Genomic DNA, 17024 nt, shown 5'->3' with positions numbered 1-17024 from the left:
CGCTGCGGTCGGATGGAGTCCCGCTTGCACGGGACTTCTGAACGCGCGAACTATACCGGCCTGTAGCTCTGGCGGCAAGGCGGTGCGCCGTCTATGCGCCGGCGAGCCACCGGCGTCCGTCAAACACCTCGTGGGGACGGAACGTGGCCTTGTAGGCCATGGTCGGGGCGTCCGCAATCCAGTACCCGAGGTATACGTGCTGTGCGCCCAGCCGGCGTGCCTCCGAGAGTTGCCAGAGCACGGCCAGGTTGCCCAGGCCGCGGTGCTCGGCCTCGGGGGCGTAGAAGGTATAGACGGCGGACAGGGCGCCGGGGAGCACGTCGGTGACGGCCACACCGAGCAGGGGGCCACGCTCCGTGCTGCGCAGCTCATAGAAGACGGTGGTGCACCAGGGGGCTGTCAGGAACCCTTCGGCCTCCGCGCGGTCGGGGTCGGCCATGCTGCTATGGGGATGCCGATGGTCGATGTAGCGCCGGTAGAGCGCCAGCTGTTCGTCGGTGAGAACCGGCGGGCAGGCCGCGACGTGCAGGTCGGCGTTGTCGCGCCGGCAACGGCGGTGGCGGCGCCGAGCGCGGAAACGGGCCACCGGGATGCGCAGCGACTGACACGCCGCGCAGCCGGGGCACCGCGGCCGGTAGATGTAGGGTCCGCTGCGCCGGAACCCCTGCTCGAGCAGCAGCTGATAGCGCCGATCATCCAGCGCCAATTGCGGCGAGAGGAACTCGAGTCGCGCCGTTCGCCCGGAGACGTAGGCGCACTCATGGCAATCGGTGCGCAGCAGGGTGACGCGGTTTCGGGTCACGACCCCTCCCGGCTGCGGTGCTCGGTGGCGGGGTCGAGGTCGTTATCCAGGCGCCAGGGTGAGTCGCGATGGGAGGCCTGCAGTGCCCGGTCCAGGCGCGCCAGGTATTCGCTGCGAGGGATCTGGCGGACGCCCAGTCGGGCCAGGTGGGGGTTGCTCATCTGGCAGTCGAAGAGCTGAAAGCCCCAGCGCCAGAGCTGCGCGGTCAGCCAAGTCAGACCCACCTTTGAGGCGTCTTCCATGCGACTGAACATCGACTCCCCGAAGAAGGCCCCGTTCAGGGCCACGCCGTAGACCCCGCCGACCAGCTCCTCCTCCAGCCAGACCTCGGCGGAGTGCGCGCAACCGAGGTGGTGGAGTTCGGTGTAGGCGGCGATCATCTCGCGGGTGATCCAGGTGCCGTCCTGGTCGGGGCGTGGGGCGGCGCAGCCGGCCATCACGGCCTCGAACTCGGTATCCAGGGTGACCGTCATGCGGGTCTGGTTAAGCCGTCGGCGCAGGCTGCGGCTGACGTGGAAGTCCCCCGGCAGGAAGATCCCGCGGGGGTCAGGGCTCCACCAGAGGATGGGCTGCCCCTCGCCGTACCACGGGAAGATCCCATTGCGGTAGGCGGCCATGAGGCGCTCGGCGGAAAGATCCCCTCCGACGGCGAGCAGGCCGTTGGGGTCGGCCAGGGCCTGGTCCGCCGAGGGGAACGGCTCGTCCGGGGTGTGTTCGTTGAGCCAGCGTAGCCGCCGCATGGATGAAGCCGCTCTCTTTTGCTCGGGGCAAGTGGGCCTTGAGGGCACCGGAGCATGATACCGCCTGCTCACGCCGTCGTGCAGGCATCGCCGGGGCGACTTGCCGCTGCCGCGGTGGTCACTGACAATGGTGGATTGATTCCTGCAAAGGGTACGAGATCCGTGGCGGAGCCGGAAGAACAACACGGGGACGAGCCGTTCCTCGGTCATCAGCTGCAGCGCCGCCTGCGCGAGGCAACCATGGTGCTGCTCGCGGGCGTGGCCGCCTTCATGCTTCTGGCTCTGTGGAGTTACGACGCCGACGATCCGAGCTGGAGCCGGGTCAGCGCCGTCGCCGAAGTGGAGAACTTCGGCGGCATTGCCGGCGCCTGGTTTGCCGATATCGCCCTGGTGCTTTTTGGCTACCTGGCTTATCTGGTGCCGTTGTTTATGGGCTGGGCCGCCTATCGGGTGTTTCGGATGCTCGACGAGCCCGGTTTCGATCCGCTGGCGCTGGCGGTCCGCTCGGTGGGGCTGGTGCTCGCGCTTCTGGCGGGCGCCGCGCTGGCAAGCCTGCACCTGGAGGGTGAGGCACTGCCGCTCGGCGCGGGTGGGCTGCTCGGTGAGCTGAGCGCCGGTGAGCTCGAGAGCTGGCTGGGCTTCGTCGGGGCGTCGCTGATGGCCGGCGCGCTGTTTCTGGCGGCGCTGACCCTGGCCACGGGGTTTTCGTGGCTGGCGCTGGCCGAGCGCGTCGGACGCTGGACGCTGGAGTTGTTCGGGAGATTGCGTGCCTTGCTCGGGCGGATGCTCGTCGGCGGTGTGGTCGGGGGCGTGCGGGCCGCACGGGGGCGGCTAGAGCGGCGGCGCCAGTCGCGTGAGGAGCAGGGAACGGCCCGGGCCGAGCCCCCGCGGATCGCGCCACCGGCGCAGCAGGAGGCGGGTGGCGGCAAAGTGCGCAAGGCGATCCAGTTGCTGCCCCGGGCCCGTGCCGGGGATCCGCCGGAGCAGGTCATTGAGGAGCCGCCGGTCCAGCGCGAACCCTCCTCTGCCGCAGAGAAGCCGCGCCGGCAACGCAAGAGCGAGCGCAGCAAGCGCAGCGGACCCGCCGCAGGCGGCTCGCCGGTGCCGCCGGTGGATTTGCTCGACCAGCCGCCGGCGGGCAAGGGCGGTTACAGCCGCGAGGTGCTGGCGACCATGTCGCAGCAGGTCGAGGAGCGGCTGCGCGATTTCGGCGTCGAGGTCCAGGTCGAGACCGTTCAGCCGGGGCCGGTCATTACGCGCTTCGAGGTCTTGCCAGCCGCGGGCGTCAAGGTCAGCCAGATCTCTAACCTGGCCAAGGATCTGGCCCGCGCCATGTCGGTGCGCTCGGTCCGCGTGGTGGAGGTCATCCCCGGCAAGTCCACGGTGGGGCTGGAGATCCCCAATGAGCAGCGCGACGTGATCGCGCTCTCGGAGATCATCCGTTCCCAGGAGTACGCACGCATGAAGTCGGCGCTGACCGTGGCGCTGGGCAAGGATATCGGGGGCAATCCGGTCACCGCCGACCTGGCCAAGATGCCCCACCTGCTCGTGGCCGGTACGACCGGCTCCGGCAAGTCGGTGGGGATCAACGCCATGATCCTCTCGCTGCTCTACCGCAACACCCCCGAGCAGACCCGGCTGATCATGGTCGATCCCAAGATGCTGGAGCTGTCGGTCTACGACGGGATCCCGCATCTGCTCGCCCCGGTGGTCACCGACATGAACGACGCCGCCAACGCCCTGCGCTGGTGCGTGGCCGAAATGGAGCGGCGCTACCGCCTGATGGCGGCGCTCGGCGTGCGCAACGTCACCGGCTTCAACGACAAGGTGCGCGCGGCCCGCGAGGCCGGCGAGCCGCTGCTCGACCCGTTGTTTGATGCCGCCGACCCCAACGAACAGACCTTGGACGGCGAGACCCCGCAGGCCCCGGAGCTGGAGGAGCTGCCCTTCATCGTGGTGGTGGTCGACGAGCTGGCCGACATGATGATGATTGTCGGCAAGAAGGTTGAAGAGCTCATCGCTAGGCTGGCGCAAAAGGCCCGGGCGGCGGGGATCCATCTCATCCTAGCGACCCAGCGCCCCTCGGTGGACGTCATCACCGGGCTGATCAAGGCGAACATCCCCACGCGGATCGGCTACCAGGTCTCCTCGAAAGTGGATTCGCGTACGATCCTGGACCAGCAGGGCGCCGAGGCGCTGCTCGGCCACGGCGATATGCTCTACGTGCCGCCGGGCAGCGGCGTGCCGCAGCGCGTGCATGGCGCCTTCGTCTCTGACGCCGAGGTGCACCGTGTCGTCGAGCATCTCAAGGCGGTCGCCGAGCCGGAGTACGTCGACGAAGTGCTCCAGGATGCCAGCGAATCGGCCCCCATCCCGGGCCTGCCCGGCGAGGGCGGTAACGGGGGTGGCGGCGGCGGCGAGAGCGACCCCCTCTATGACGATGCCGTGCGCATCGTCACCGAAACCCGGCGCGCCTCCATCTCCGGTGTGCAGCGGCGGTTGAAGATTGGTTACAACCGGGCTGCCCGGCTGGTCGAGGAGATGGAGGCCGCCGGGGTGGTCGGGCCGTTGCAGTCCAACGGCGGTCGCGAGGTCCTGGCGCCGCCGCCGCCGGATGCCTGAGCGTTTCCCACGACGTGCCCATGCACGCAACCCCGGAGGCAAAACGCCCATGACGCCCATCCAACGAACCGCAATCGCGCTCGCCCTGGTGCTGGCGCTCGCGCTGAACGCCGTGCAAGCCGGGCAGCTGGCGGCACTGGAGGACTACTACCGCGATGTGGAGACGGTCCAGGGGGTGTTCAAGCAGTTCACTCTGGACGATCGCGGGCAGGTGATTGAGGAGTCCTCCGGTGACTTCGCCATCCACCGCCCGGATCGCTTTCACTGGTCCTACGCCGGCCCGTTCTCCCAGGAGATCATCGCCGACGGTGAGCGGCTCTGGGTCTACGATGTGGAGCTCGATCAGGTGACTGTCCGCGACCAGCGGGCCGTGCTCGGCAGCACGCCGGCGCAGTTGCTCTCCGGCGATTACGGCGACCTCGAGGAGCTCTTTGAGCTCAGTGAAACCGACGAGTATGTCCGGCTCACCCCACGGGATGGCGGCGAGGCCTTTGATGAGGCCCGGCTGGGCATGCGTGACGGGCGCCCGAGTGCGCTGGAGATCGACGACGCCCTGGGGCAGGTCACCCGCGTCGAACTCGATGAGGTGCGTCTGAACGAGTCCGTGGATGAGGCGCGTTTTCGTTTCGAGCCGCCGGACGGTGTCGATGTCTACGAGGCCGATCCGGACGAGGGGATCCGTTGAGCACGGCCCCCGGCGCCCCGCTGGCCGAGCGCATGCGCCCGCGGAGCATCGACGAGATGGCTGGGCAGGGGCACCTGCTCGACCCGGGGCGCGCGCTGGCGCAGAGTCTGGCCGCCGGCCGCCCCCACTCGATGATCCTGTGGGGGCCGCCGGGCAGCGGCAAGACGACGCTCGCCCGGCTGGTGGCCGAGCACGTGGAGGCCCGCTTTCTGACCCTCTCCGCGGTGACCGCCGGGGTGCGCGAGATCCGCGCGGCGATGGCCGAGGCGAGCGACCTCTGGCAGGCGGGTCGGCGCACGGTGCTGTTCGTCGATGAGGTGCACCGGTTCAACAAGGCGCAGCAGGACGCCTTTTTGCCCTACGTGGAGGACGGCACCGTGGTCTTTGTCGGTGCCACCACCGAGAATCCCTCCTTCGAGCTCAACAAGGCGCTGCTCTCGCGGGCCCGTGTCTACATGCTGCGGGCCCTGGACGATACGGCCCTGGCCGAGCTGCTCGAGCGGGCCCTGGCCGATGCACAGCGCGGTCTGGGGCAGCGGCGGCTGGCGCTCACCGATGAGGCCCGCGCGCTGCTGCTGCGCGCCGCCGACGGCGACGCCCGGCGGTTGCTCTCGGCCCTGGAGATCGCCGCCGATCTGGCTGATGGCGCCACCCTCGATGCCGACACCGTCGCCGAGGCCGTGGCCGGCGGGGCGCGGCGCTTCGACAAGGGCGGCGATGACTTCTACGATCAGGTCTCGGCTCTGCACAAGTCGATCCGCGGCTCGGATCCGGATGCCGCCCTCTACTGGCTGGCGCGCATGCTCGATGGTGGCTGCGATCCGCTCTACATCGCGCGGCGGCTGATCCGCGTGGCCTCCGAGGACATCGGCAACGCCGACCCGCGCGCCCTGCAAGTGGCGCTGCATGCTGCCGAGGCGTTCGAGCGATTGGGATCGCCGGAGGGGGATCTGGCCCTGGCCCACGCGGCCGCTTTCCAGGCCTCGGTGCCCAAGAGCAACCGCGTCTACACTGCCTGGCAGGCGGCCACGGAGGACGTACGCCGGCACGGCTCGCTGGAGGTGCCCATGCACCTGCGCAATGCCCCCACCGGGCTGATGAAGGAGCAGGGGTACGGGGACGGCTACCGTTACGCCCACGATGAACCGGAGGCCTTCGCCGCCGGCGTGCAGTACATGCCCGACGCCCTGGCCGGTACCCGATACTACGAGCCCAGTGATCGGGGGCTCGAGCAGCGGATTGCCGAGCGCTTCCGCCGCCTGCGCGCCCGGCCGCGGTGACACGCGCCCCGTGGCGCCGACCGTCCGGTCATCATTAGAATGCACGCCGCCCATCCGCCTGCCCAGGAACCAAGGAGCCTGCGACACCCATGATTGATCCCAAGCTGCTGCGTAATGATCCTGAAGGCGTTGCCGCCAATCTGGCGCGGCGCGGATTCGAATTCGACGCCGCCGGCTACCGTGCGCTGGATGCCCGGCGGCGCGAGCTGCAGCAGGAGACGCAGACGCTGCAGAACCAGCGCAACGAGCGCTCCAAAGAGATCGGCGCGGCCAAGAAGCGCGGCGAGGACATCGAGCCGCTGAAAGCCGAGGTGGGCCGCATCGGCGAGCGCCTGAACGAAGCAGAGAACGCCCTGAGCGAGGTGCAGGAGCAGCTTGAGGCGCTCCATCTTGGCCTGCCCAACCTCCTCGACGACCAGGTTCCCGACGGTGAAGACGAAGCCGATAACCGCGAGCTCCGCCAGTGGGGTGGGATTCCGGCGCTGCCCTTCAAGCCGCGGGATCACGTCGATCTGGGCGAGCTGCTCGGCGGGATGGACTTCGAGGCGGCCGCGCGCATCGCCGGCAGCCGCTTCGTCACCCTCAGTGGGCCTCTGGCGCGGCTGCACCGCGCACTGACCCAGTTCATGCTCGATCTGCACACCAGCGAGCACGGTTACACCGAGGTTTACGTCCCGTACCTGGTCAATGCCCGGGCGCTGACCGGCACCGGGCAGCTGCCTAAGTTCGAGGCGGATCTCTTCCGCGTCGAGCACGACCCCGATTTCTACCTGGCGCCGACGGCCGAGGTGCCGGTGACCAACCTGGTCCAGGAGCGCATCGTCGAGGACCCGGATATGCCGCTGCGCTTCGTCTGTCACACGCCGTGCTTCCGCTCCGAGGCCGGCAGCTACGGCAAGGACACCCGCGGTATGATCCGCCAGCATCAGTTCGAGAAAGTCGAGCTGGTCCAGGTGGTGCGGCCCGGGGAGTCCTGGGATGCGCTGGAAGCGCTCACCGGCCACGCCGAGGCGGTGCTGCGCCGACTGGCGCTACCCTACCGGGTGGTGTCGCTGTGCAGCGGAGACATCGGCTTCTCGGCGGCGCGCACCTACGATCTGGAAGTGTGGCTGCCGGCGCAGGAGCGCTACCGGGAGATCTCCTCCTGCTCGAACTTCACCGACTTCCAGGCGCGGCGCCTGCAGGCGCGCTGGCGCAACCCCGAGACCGGCAAACCGGAGCCGGTGCACACACTCAACGGCTCTGGACTGGCCGTGGGGCGCTGCCTGGTGGCGATCCTGGAGAACTACCAGGAGGCCGATGGCCGGGTGAGTGTCCCCGAGGCACTGGTCCCGTACATGGGCGGGGTGCGCGTTCTGGGCGACTGAGAGCGCCCGGCCCCTGGATCCCGATCACCGGCGTGCGGCGGGATCTCCGGTCGCGGACGGGACGCGGCAGTATCGGGAGGAAGCCCCGCAAGGGGCGGGCCGGGCATTGCGCCCGGCCCGATACGCACGGATCCGGCGGGTTACTCGTTGGCCAGCCCGAGCAGGTGCAGCAGGCTGGTGAACAGGTTGTAGATGGCCACGTAGAGGGTGATGGTGGCCATGATGTAGTTGTCCTCACCGCCGTTGATCATCTCGCTAGTCTGGTAAAGGATCAGCCCGCTCATCAGGATCATGAACATCACGCTGACCGCCAGCGACAGGCCCGGCATCTGCAGGAAGTAGGCGGCCAGGGCGGCGACGAACGCGACCAGGATCCCGGCGAAGAGGAAGCCGCGCATGAAGCTGAAGTCGCGCCGGGTAGTCAGGGCGTAGGCCGACAGGCCCAGGAAGATCGCCGCCGTGCCACCGAAGGCCATCATCACGGTCTGACCGCCGTTGGGCAGGCCCAGGTAGAGGTTGATGATCGGCCCCAGGGTGTAGCCCATGAACCCGGTCAGGGCGAAGATCGACGCCAGCCCCCAGACGCTGTTGCGCAGGTACTGGGTCAGGAAAAGAAGACCGAAGAACCCGCCGAGGACGACGAAGATGTTCAGACGCGGTGCGTCGGTGAGCACGGCCGCGCCGGCCGTCACGGCGCTGAACGCCAGCGTCATGGCCAGAAGGATGTAAGTGTTGCGGATCAGCCGGTTGGTGGCCAGCGCCTGGGTGGCGGCACTGCCGGTTGCCGTCGCGACGCGACTATCGGAATAGCGCTCGGACATAGGGTCTGCCTCCTTGTTCGGTTCCGCGATCGTGGGCCGCAGCGTCTACGGCTAGCGCGCCCATTATCGACGTTCTGGCCGGTCGACGCTACATTGTCCCGCGGGTCGTGCCGTTTCGCTTGCACCCGGCATCCAATATGAATAGATTGGCCGCGCAATCGCGCCAACCGGGGCAAGTGTGCCCGGGAAACGCTCGCCAGGAGGACAATCGCTTGAACATCGTCTGTCTCGATCTCGAGGGCGTGCTGGTTCCGGAGATCTGGATCAACCTCGCCGACATCACCGGCATCGACGCCTTCCGCGCCACGACGCGGGACGTTCCGGACTACAACGAGCTGATGACCATGCGCCTGGCGGACATGGACCGGCACGGCCTGGGACTGGCCGACATCCAGTCCGTGGTGGCCCGGCTCGAGCCGCTGCCCGGGGCCCGCGAGTTCCTCGACGGGCTGCGCGCCGACTATCAGGTGATCATCCTCTCCGACACCTTCTACGAGTTTGCCCGTCCGCTGATGGCGCAGCTCGGCTGGCCGACGCTGTTCTGCCACAGCCTGGAGGTCAGCGAGGCGGGTCGGATTGCCGACTTCCACATCCGCCTCGAGGATCACAAGCGACAGGCCGTGGAGTCGCTGCGCAGCCTGAACTTCCGGGTAGCCGCCGCTGGCGACTCTTACAACGACACGCGGATGCTCGGCGCAGCGGACCAGGGGATCTTCTTCTGCCCACCAGCGGAGATCGCCGGGCAGTTCCCGCAGTTCCCGGTTACCCACGATTACGCCGCGCTGCGCCAGGCCCTAGACGAGGCCTTCGCGCGCGGCTGATTGCGACCGCCCTGCGTCAGGGAAGGGGTCCCCATGCGAGTAGGTATCATCGCCGATACCCACGGCTTCCTCGACCCACGCATCGCCGACCACATCGCCGAGTGTGACCTGGCGGTGCACGCCGGCGATGTGGGCGGGGCCGATGTACTCTGTGCCATGCAGCCGCGCGAGGAGGTGGTGGCCGTACGCGGCAACGTCGACGGGCCAGAGACCTGGCCGGACCACGAGGCGCACATGCTCGAGAACCTGCCGGCGCACTCGGTCCTTGACCTGCCCGGCGGCGAGCTGGCGGTCATCCACGGCGATGGCTACGAGCCCGCCTCGCGCCGGCATGAGCGCCTGCGCGCGGCCTTCCCGCGGGTGCGGGCCATCGCCTGCGGGCACAGCCACCAGCTGAGCGTCGACGACAACACGCAGCCGTGGGTGCTCAACCCGGGGGCCGCGGGCCGTGTGCGGGTCAACGAGGGGCCGTCGATGCTCATCCTCGACTGCGAGGAAGATAGCTGGTCGGTGCAGGTGGTGCAGCTGCCGCCCCGCAAGTACCGGGCTATTACCGGCCACGAGGAGTAGCCGGCACTCGTGGGGGGCGTACCGCGCCAGCTCCGGGCGCTGCGTGAGCGCATTGAGGGGGCCTTCGGCCCGCAGCGCCCGATCCTGCGGCGCCGTCTGGCCGGGCTCGAACGGCGTGCCCGGCAGGGCAAGCCCTTCGACCGCGGGGTGGCGCGCCTGGAGCAGGATCTGGCCGCCGCCGAGGCGGAGGTCGCCCGGCGCCGGGACGAGGCCGTGGCGTTTCGCTACGACCCCGACCTGCCGGTGGTCCAGCGCCGCGAGGAACTGCTCGAGGCCCTGCGCGATCACCAGGTCGTGGTGGTCTGTGGTGCCACGGGCTCGGGTAAATCCACCCAGCTGCCCAAGATGTGCCTGGAGCTTGGCCTGGGCAGCCGCGGACTGATCGGCCACACCCAGCCACGGCGCATCGCCGCCCGGGCGTTGGCCGAGCGCCTGGCCGAGGAGACGGATACCCGGATCGGGGAGACGGTGGGCTACAAGGTCCGTTTCACCGATCAGGTGGGTGAAGAGAGCCGGATCAAGCTGCTTACCGACGGGATGTTGCTCGCCGAGATCCAGTCCGACCGGCACCTGGACGCCTACGACACCCTGATCATCGACGAGGCCCACGAGCGCAGCCTCAACATCGACTTCATCCTCGGCTATCTCAAGCGCCTGCTGCCGCGCCGGCCGGATCTGAAGGTGATCGTCACCTCGGCGACCATCGATCCGGAGCGCTTCGCCGAGCATTTCGACGGCGCACCGGTGCGCGAGGTGTCCGGACGCACGTACCCGGTGGAGATCCGCTACCGCCCCTACGAGGAGCGCGAGGGGGTTGAGCAGCCCCAGGCGGTGACCGAGGCGGTGCATGAGCTCGCCCGTGAGGGCCCGGGCGACGTGCTGGTCTTTCTCTCCGGTGAGCGCGAGATCCGCGAGTGCGCCGAGGCCCTGCGCAAGCAGCCGCCCCGGGGCACCGAGATCCTGCCGCTCTACGCCCGGCTCTCCAGCGCCGAGCAGCAGCGGGTCTTCCATCCCAGCGCCGGCGGGCGAAGGGTGGTGCTCGCCACCAACGTGGCGGAGACCTCGCTGACCGTTCCCGGCATCCGCTACGTGGTGGATACCGGGCGGGCGCGGATCAGCCGCTACAGCCATCGCACCAAGGTCTCGCGGCTGCCGGTCGAGCCCATCGCCCAGGCCTCTGCAGACCAGCGCGCCGGTCGCTGCGGGCGCGAGGCGCCGGGGATCTGCATCCGTCTCTACAGCGAGGAGGATTACGCGAGTCGGCCCCGCTATACCGACCCGGAGATCCTGCGCACCAACCTCGCCGGGGTCATCCTGCAGATGAAGGCCATGGGCCTGGGCGATATCGAGCGCTTTCCGTTCGTCGAGCCCCCGGAGCGGCGCTACATCAACGACGCCCTGCGCCTGCTCTTCGAGCTCGGGGCCGTGGATGAGCGCCGCGAACTCACCGACCTGGGCCGGCGCCTGGCGCGCGTCCCGGCGGATCCGCGCATCGGTCGCATGCTGCTCGCTGCCCGCGAGACGGGTGTGCAGCGCGAAGTCCTGATCATCGCCGCCGCGCTCTCCGTGCAGGATCCGCGTGAGCGGCCGATGGAGGCGCAGGAGGCCGCGGACCGGGCCCATGCGCGCTGGCACGATCCGAAGAGCGATTTCGCTGCCCTGCTGAGGCTGTGGGATGATTACCAGGCGCAGCGGCGCAGCCTGTCCCGGCGCAAGCTGACGCAGTGGTGCCGGGAGCACTTCCTGGCGCCACAGCGCATGCGTGAGTGGGCCGACATCCGCCGCCAGTTCGCGGAGATGCTCAAGGAGGCGGAGCGCCGCCGGTCCTCCGGCGACGAGGGCGGGCAGGGCGAGTCGGCGGGGCGGTCCGACAAGGCGGACTTCCCCTACGAGGCCGTCCACCGGGCCCTGCTCACCGGGCTGCTCAGCCAGGTGGCCACCCTGCACGAGGAGCGCACCTACCTCGGCGCGCGCGGCGTCAAGCTGCAGATCTTCCCCGGATCGGGGCTGGCGCGGCGTCGCCCCAAGTGGATCGTGGCCGCCGAGCTGATGGAAACCAGCCGGCTCTTCGCCCGCACGGTGGCCGAGATCCGCCCGGAGTGGGTCGAGCAGCTGGCCGGGCACCTGGTCTCGCGTAGCTACGGCAAGCCGCGCTGGGAGAAGCGGGCCGGGCGTGTGGTCACCGAGGAGCAGGTGAGTCTATTCGGGCTCACCCTGGTCTCGGGGCGCAAGGTCGACTACGGGCGGCTCGACCCGCAGGAGGCGCGGCGGCTGTTCCTGCGTGACGGCCTGGTCGCCGGCGAGATCCGTACCCGCGGCTCGTTCCTGGCCCACAACCAGGCCCTCGTCGACGATGTCGAGCGTCTCGAGGCCAAGGCCCGGCGGCGCGACGTCCTCGTCGATGAAGAGCAACTGGTGGCCTTCTACGATGCCCGCATACCGGCGGAGATCCACGATGCCGCGGCCTTCGAGCGTTGGCGCCGGCGCGCCGAACGGGACGACCCGCAGTGCCTGTATATGACCCGCGAGGCGCTGATGCGCCGCGATACAGAGGAGATCTCCGTCGATCAGTACCCCGACCGAATGACCGTCGGCGGGGTGGAGCTGGCCCTGGAGTACCACCTGGAGCCGGGCAGCGAGCGTGACGGGGTCACCGCCGTGATCCCGGTGGCGGCGCTGAAACAGTTGCAGCCCGAGCCGTTCGAGTGGCTGGTGCCGGGACTGCTGCAGGAGAAGGTAACGGCCTTGATCCGCGGACTGCCCAAGGCCCTGCGCAAGCACTTCGTGCCGGCGCCGGATTTCGCCCGCGCCGTGCTGGAGGCGGTGCCCCACCGGGAGGGGGCGCTGACCGACGCGGTGGCCCGCCACCTGCAGCGGGTTACCGGGGTGGAGCTGCCGCCTGGCGCCTTTGAGGCCGTGGAGCTGCCGGAGCACCTGCGCATGGCCTTCCGCGTGGTAGACCGCGAGGGCCGCACCCTGGAGGAGGGTCGCGATCTGCTTGCGCTCCAGTCCGGGCTGAGCGAGGCGGCCAGCGAGGAGTTTGCCGCCGCGGGCGGCGGCAGCGGCTCTGGCCCCGGCACCGAGTGGCACCGCGAGGGCATCACCGCCTGGGATTTCGGGCCGCTGCCCGAATCGGTGGTGCTGGAGGAGGGCGGTGTCCGCTTCCAGGGCTACCCGGCGCTCCGGGATGAAGGGGACTCCGTCACCCGGCTGCTGCTCGATGCTGCCGAGCCTGCTGTGGCACAGACCCACGCCGGGGTGCGGCGGCTGTTCATGCTGGCCCTGCCGCAGCAGGTGCGCGCGCTGCGTAAGCTCGATGAGCTCAAGGCCCTGCGGCTCAAATACCGCGGCCTGGGCAGCGATGATCAGCTGCGTGAGGCCTTGCTGCGGGCGGTCTTCGACCGCTGCTTCCTCGCCGACGGGCTGCCGCGGGATGCCGCGACCTTCGAGGCCCGCCTCGCCGCCGGGCGCGGCGAGCTGGTCTCCTGCGCCCAGGGCCTGTGTGCCGCCCTGGATGACGTACTGACCCGCTACCAGTCGCTGCGCCAGGCGCTGAAAAAGCTCAACAGTCCCGCCCTGCTGGAGAGCCTGCGGGATATCGACGAGCACCTGAACAGCCTGGTTTACCCCGGCTTCCTGGAAGACCTGCCGCCGCAGCGATTCGGCGAGCTGCCGCGTTACCTGCGGGGGCTCGAACGCCGGGTGGAGAAGCTGAGACTTGACCCGGCCAAGGATCGAGCGCCGCTGCGCACCATCCGCCCCTGGCACGAGCGGGTGCACCAACGCCTGGCGGCGCGGGCCGAGCGCGGCGTTCCGGATCCGGCACTGGAGCAACTGCGCTGGATGCTCGAGGAGTACCGCATCTCGCTCTTCGCCCAGGACGTCGGTGCCCGGGAGAAGGTCTCGGAGAAACGCCTCCAGGAGCTCTGGCGGGAGGTGGCGTGAGCCGCCGCACGGTGGTCCTCGCTGGGCCGCCGCACTGGGGGCGCGATACGGCGGCGCGACAGCTCCCCGCCGACGCCCGGATCTGCTGGATCGGCGAGCCGCCGGCGGAGGGGTTGCCCGATCGGGTGGAGCGGCTGGTGGCACGGGACTTCCGGCGCGTGCTCGGGCGCACCGTGGATCTCTTGGTCTACGACGCGCACGCCGGTGTCGATGCAGATGCCCTCGGTGCCGCGGTCGGATCATTGCGCGGGGGCGGCGTGCTGGTCATGCTCACGCCGGCCTGGGGGCAGTGGCCGAGCGCTCCGGATCCGCTGCTCGGTCGGCTGATCCCTGCCGGGCACCGGCGGGAGGAGGTCGGCACTCGCTTCCTCCGGCGCCTGATGGTCGGGCTGGAGCAGTCTTCGAGCGTCGCCTGCCTGACCCCGGCGCAACCGCCCCCCGACCTCGAGCCGGCGCCGCCGCCGGTGCCCCATGGTGACCACCCCTACGGTTGCCGAAGCGCCGATCAACAGCGCGCCGTGGAGGCGGTGATGCGGGTGGTCGACGGTCACCGCCGCCGCCCGGCGGTGCTAACCGCCGATCGTGGTCGCGGCAAGTCCGCCGCGCTGGGCATTGCGGTGGGTGAGCTCCTGCTTCAACGCCGGGTGCAGCGGGTGGTGATCACCGCGCCGACGATCCACGCCGCCGACGGTCTGTTCGAGCACGCCGCCGAGCGCTGCGGCGGCGTGCGGGTCGAGCGCCGCCGCCTGTGCTGTGCCGGTGCCGAGGTCGTCTACCGCGAGCCCGAGGCACTGATCGACCGTCCGGAAACCGGCGATCTGCTGCTGGTGGACGAGGCCGCGGGGCTGCCGGTGGATCTGCTTCGGCGTCTACTCGAGCACGCCTCGCGCATCGCCTTCGCGAGCACGGTGCACGGCTACGAGGGCAGTGGGCGTGGCTTCGACCTGCGCTTTCGAGGCGTGCTCGATGCCGAGGCCCCCGGATGGCGGGCAGTCCGGCTGGAGACGCCGATCCGCTGGGAGCTCGACGATCCCCTGGAGGCGTGGCTGGGGCGCGTGCTCTGCCTCGACGCCGAGCCGGCCGAACTCGGGGACACCGCAGAGGCCCCGGCAGCGCGGATCGTGCCGGTCAGCCAGGAGGCTTTGGCGCAGGATGAGCAGCGGCTGCGCCAGGCCTTTGGGCTGCTGGTGGCGGCCCACTACCGGACGCGACCCTTCGACCTCCACCAGCTCCTCGATGGCCCGCGGCGGCACCTGTTCTTGGCCGAGGAGGCAGGTGCCGTGGTCGGCGTGGCGGTGGCTGCCGAGGAGGGCGGGCTTGATCCGGCAACGGCCCACGAGGTGTGGGCCGAGCGACGTCGGCCCCATGGCCACCTGCTGCCCCAGGCCCTGGCCACCCACGCCGGCATCGAGGCGGCACCCACCGGCCGCGCCCTGCGCATCCAGCGCATCGCCGTTCACCCCCGGCGACGGGGGCGTGGGCTGGGCGCCGCGCTGGTCGATGCCGTGACCAAGCGTGGCCGCAGGAACGGCTGTGCCCTTGTCGGCACCAGCTTCGGCGCTACGCCGGGGCTGATCCACTTCTGGCGGGCCTGTGGCTTGCACGCCGTGGCGGTGGGGGCCCGGCGGGATGCGGCCAGTGGCGAACACTCGGCGCTGATGGCCCGGGGCCTCGATGCGAAAGGTGCCGCGTGGGTGGAGCAGGCCGGCTTTCGGCTCGGTGCCGGGGCCTCGGCGCTTCTGGCCGAGCCGCTGGCGCGCATGGATCCGCAGGTCGCCCTGGCTGTGGTCCGCGCTGCGCAGGGCGCCGAGCCGCCGGCGCCGAGCGACTGGCAGCGGCGGGAGCTGGCCGGCTTCGCCCACAGCCTGCGCGGGTACGCTGCGGCGCTGCCGGCGTTGCGTGTCCTGGCCGAGGCCGTGCTGATCGACCCGGACCGGTCGCGCGGGCGCATGTCGCACTGTGAGGCGGCTTTCATCGGCAAGGTCCTGCAGCACCGACCCTGGGTGGACGCCGCGCAGCGGCTCGGCGTCTCGGGGCGTCGTCCGACTTTGGCCGCCCTGCGCCAGGCGGTGGCCGATTCACTCCCGGAATGACCGGCCCAGGGCCTCCATCCGCGCGCGCTGTTCAAACTGCTCCTGACGCTCGACCTCCTCGGGATCATCCGGGCTCGCCGGGCAGCGGCCGGGGTGGACCAGGGTCAGCCGGCTCAGGCACTCCTCGTAGAGCTCCGGAGTCTCGTAGTGGCACTGGCCGCAGTCCGGCATGTGCTGGGTCAGGGTCTCGTTGCCCTCATTGAGGGCGATCCGCACCGAGGCGTCGTTCTTGCAAATGTGGTCGTGATCGGTGACCACCACCTCGCCGTTGCCCTCGGGGATCGGCGTCAGGCAGCGGTCGCACAGCTCGCGCGTGCGGCGCTGGACCTCCTCGACGATGTGCGGATGCCGCGGGGCGAGCAGGTTGAAGCGCTCCCAGCTCTCGCGATCGTGCTGGCGCCGGCCGCGTTCGGCCGTGGTCTCGCTGCGCACCGGGACGTGGTGGCGCGGGTCGCCCTCGCTGGCGGCGCGAGCGGCTTCGCGGGCTTCGCGTCGGCGCCGCTCCGAGCGCGCCGCTAGATCGAACTTCTTGACCGCTTCCGCCAGGTGGATGTCCTTGCCTTCGACGATGTACGGCCGCAGCTCCGAGCCGCTGTCGGCGGCGTAGCCCTGAGGGGTACCGTGGCCGGGCAACGGGGCCCAGAGGATGGGCCGGCCGGCGAAGGCGGCGGCGGTCTCGCAGGCCCGCTGCACCGCGTTGGGGTTGACCCCGCGGCCGCCCTCCAGATGCAGGTGCTCCCGGGGGAGGGCGTAGATGACGTAGCGCTGCGACTCCATGGAGGAGTCGATGAGCAGGCTGGCATGGTGGCCTTCGGCGGAGCGCTGGTCGGTGGTGACCTCAAGCTCGGGGAGGCACTGCTGGATGCTCTCGGCCAAGGCAGCCGAGAGCTCGGGATAGGGGCCGCCCCGGGCGGCGATCTGGCGGCGGCGCTGCTCTTGCTCGCGCAGCTCTCGGTGACGACGCCAGGCCGGGATGAGCTTGCTCAGTGCCGCGGCGAAGCACAGCAGGCCGAAGAAGAGGAAGATGGGTGCCAGGGCACTGAGGGTCTCGTAGACTGCCCTGGGGAGATCCGGTGTGGGGCGGCTGACCAGCCCGGGCAGCAGGCTGATGATGAAAAAGATGGCCGCGCCACGCTGCCAGTACTTCACATCCCGCGCCACGGCGGCGCTAAAGCCCTCGGCCTGGCGTTCGTAGGTGGCGGCGATGGTCCATATGAGCAGGGCGAGGACGGCCGCCAGGATGCTGATGCCGGTCACAGCCATGGCCCTGATCATAGA

General features: G+C 70.0%; 12 protein-coding genes. 8 read left to right on the top strand and 4 right to left on the bottom strand.

Features of this window, described 5'->3' with window-relative positions; translation table 11 throughout:
* Window positions 1–91 precede the first annotated feature (91 nt).
* A complete protein-coding gene (locus LRA98_RS01780) occupies window positions 92–802 on the bottom strand; it encodes an arginyltransferase (RefSeq protein ID WP_238633226.1) in 711 nt (236 codons plus the stop codon).
* Window positions 799–1542, bottom strand: a complete 744-nt coding sequence (gene aat, locus LRA98_RS01775) for a leucyl/phenylalanyl-tRNA--protein transferase (protein ID WP_201241951.1) — start codon at window positions 1540–1542, stop codon at window positions 799–801. Before aat ends, LRA98_RS01780 begins: the two co-directional genes overlap by 4 nt.
* 54 nt (window positions 1543–1596) lie before the next feature.
* Here aat and LRA98_RS01770 point away from each other — a divergent pair, with 54 nt between their 5' ends.
* The 4 genes from LRA98_RS01770 (at window position 1597) to serS (ending at window position 7496) form a co-directional block, all read left to right on the top strand.
* Window positions 1597–4164, top strand: coding sequence for a DNA translocase FtsK (locus tag LRA98_RS01770; protein ID WP_238633227.1), 2568 nt, complete (start codon window positions 1597–1599; stop codon window positions 4162–4164).
* A 49-nt stretch (window positions 4165–4213) separates the two neighbouring features.
* Window positions 4214–4849, top strand: coding sequence for an outer membrane lipoprotein chaperone LolA (lolA, locus tag LRA98_RS01765; RefSeq protein WP_238633228.1), 636 nt, complete (start codon window positions 4214–4216; stop codon window positions 4847–4849).
* Window positions 4846–6129, top strand: coding sequence for a replication-associated recombination protein A (locus tag LRA98_RS01760; RefSeq protein WP_274519813.1), 1284 nt, complete (start codon window positions 4846–4848; stop codon window positions 6127–6129). Before lolA ends, LRA98_RS01760 begins: the two co-directional genes overlap by 4 nt.
* A gap of 89 nt (window positions 6130–6218) precedes the next feature.
* Window positions 6219–7496 (top strand): serine--tRNA ligase, encoded by a 1278-nt coding sequence (gene serS, locus LRA98_RS01755; protein ID WP_238633229.1) that lies wholly within the window; start codon window positions 6219–6221, stop codon window positions 7494–7496.
* 140 nt (window positions 7497–7636) lie between these two features.
* Here the strand turns inward: serS and LRA98_RS01750 are convergent, their stop codons facing one another.
* Window positions 7637–8317: a Bax inhibitor-1/YccA family protein gene (locus LRA98_RS01750; RefSeq protein ID WP_238633230.1), complete on the bottom strand. Its 681-nt coding sequence runs from the start codon at window positions 8315–8317 to the stop codon at window positions 7637–7639.
* Between the two features lie 212 nt (window positions 8318–8529).
* On the opposite strand from LRA98_RS01750, the gene thrH reads away from it, so the two are divergent.
* The 4 genes from thrH to LRA98_RS01730 are packed head-to-tail and all read left to right on the top strand — an operon-like array spanning window position 8530 to window position 15746.
* The gene (thrH, locus tag LRA98_RS01745) at window positions 8530–9138 is read left to right on the top strand and encodes a bifunctional phosphoserine phosphatase/homoserine phosphotransferase ThrH (RefSeq protein WP_201170466.1); all 609 of its coding nucleotides are present in this window, start codon (window positions 8530–8532) and stop codon (window positions 9136–9138) included.
* A gap of 33 nt (window positions 9139–9171) precedes the next feature.
* Window positions 9172–9708, top strand: coding sequence for a metallophosphoesterase family protein (locus LRA98_RS01740; RefSeq protein ID WP_238633231.1), 537 nt, complete (start codon window positions 9172–9174; stop codon window positions 9706–9708).
* A gap of 9 nt (window positions 9709–9717) precedes the next feature.
* A complete protein-coding gene (hrpA, locus tag LRA98_RS01735; RefSeq protein WP_238633232.1) occupies window positions 9718–13653 on the top strand; it encodes an ATP-dependent RNA helicase HrpA in 3936 nt (1311 codons plus the stop codon).
* Window positions 13650–15746 (top strand): tRNA(Met) cytidine acetyltransferase TmcA, encoded by a 2097-nt coding sequence (locus tag LRA98_RS01730; protein ID WP_238633233.1) that lies wholly within the window; start codon window positions 13650–13652, stop codon window positions 15744–15746. Before hrpA ends, LRA98_RS01730 begins: the two co-directional genes overlap by 4 nt.
* Here LRA98_RS01730 and LRA98_RS01725 read toward each other — a convergent pair.
* Window positions 15732–17009, bottom strand: coding sequence for a hypothetical protein (locus tag LRA98_RS01725; protein ID WP_238633234.1), 1278 nt, complete (start codon window positions 17007–17009; stop codon window positions 15732–15734). The two genes, LRA98_RS01730 and LRA98_RS01725, sit on opposite strands and share 15 nt — an antisense overlap.
* Window positions 17010–17024: the final 15 nt, after the last annotated feature.

The sequence above is a fragment of the Halorhodospira sp. M38 genome, from assembly GCF_022227985.1.
GTDB classification, from domain to species: domain Bacteria; phylum Pseudomonadota; class Gammaproteobacteria; order Nitrococcales; family Halorhodospiraceae; genus Halorhodospira; species Halorhodospira halophila_A.
The sequence above is the reverse complement of the archived record's forward strand: the minus strand, read 5'-3'. Positions and strand labels throughout refer to the sequence as shown.

Bases quoted from the DNA above. Each gene is read 5' to 3' on its own strand.
- aat (WP_201241951.1), bottom strand. From the start codon at position 1,542: ATGCGGCGGCTACGCTGGCTCAACGAACACACCCCGGACGAGCCGTTC.
- LRA98_RS01770 (WP_238633227.1), top strand. From the start codon at position 1,597: ATGATACCGCCTGCTCACGCCGTCGTGCAGGCATCGCCGGGGCGACTT.
- lolA (WP_238633228.1), top strand. From the start codon at position 4,214: ATGACGCCCATCCAACGAACCGCAATCGCGCTCGCCCTGGTGCTGGCG.
- serS (WP_238633229.1), top strand. From the start codon at position 6,219: ATGATTGATCCCAAGCTGCTGCGTAATGATCCTGAAGGCGTTGCCGCC.
- LRA98_RS01750 (WP_238633230.1), bottom strand. From the start codon at position 8,317: ATGTCCGAGCGCTATTCCGATAGTCGCGTCGCGACGGCAACCGGCAGT.
- LRA98_RS01740 (WP_238633231.1), top strand. From the start codon at position 9,172: ATGCGAGTAGGTATCATCGCCGATACCCACGGCTTCCTCGACCCACGC.
- LRA98_RS01725 (WP_238633234.1), bottom strand. From the start codon at position 17,009: ATGGCTGTGACCGGCATCAGCATCCTGGCGGCCGTCCTCGCCCTGCTC.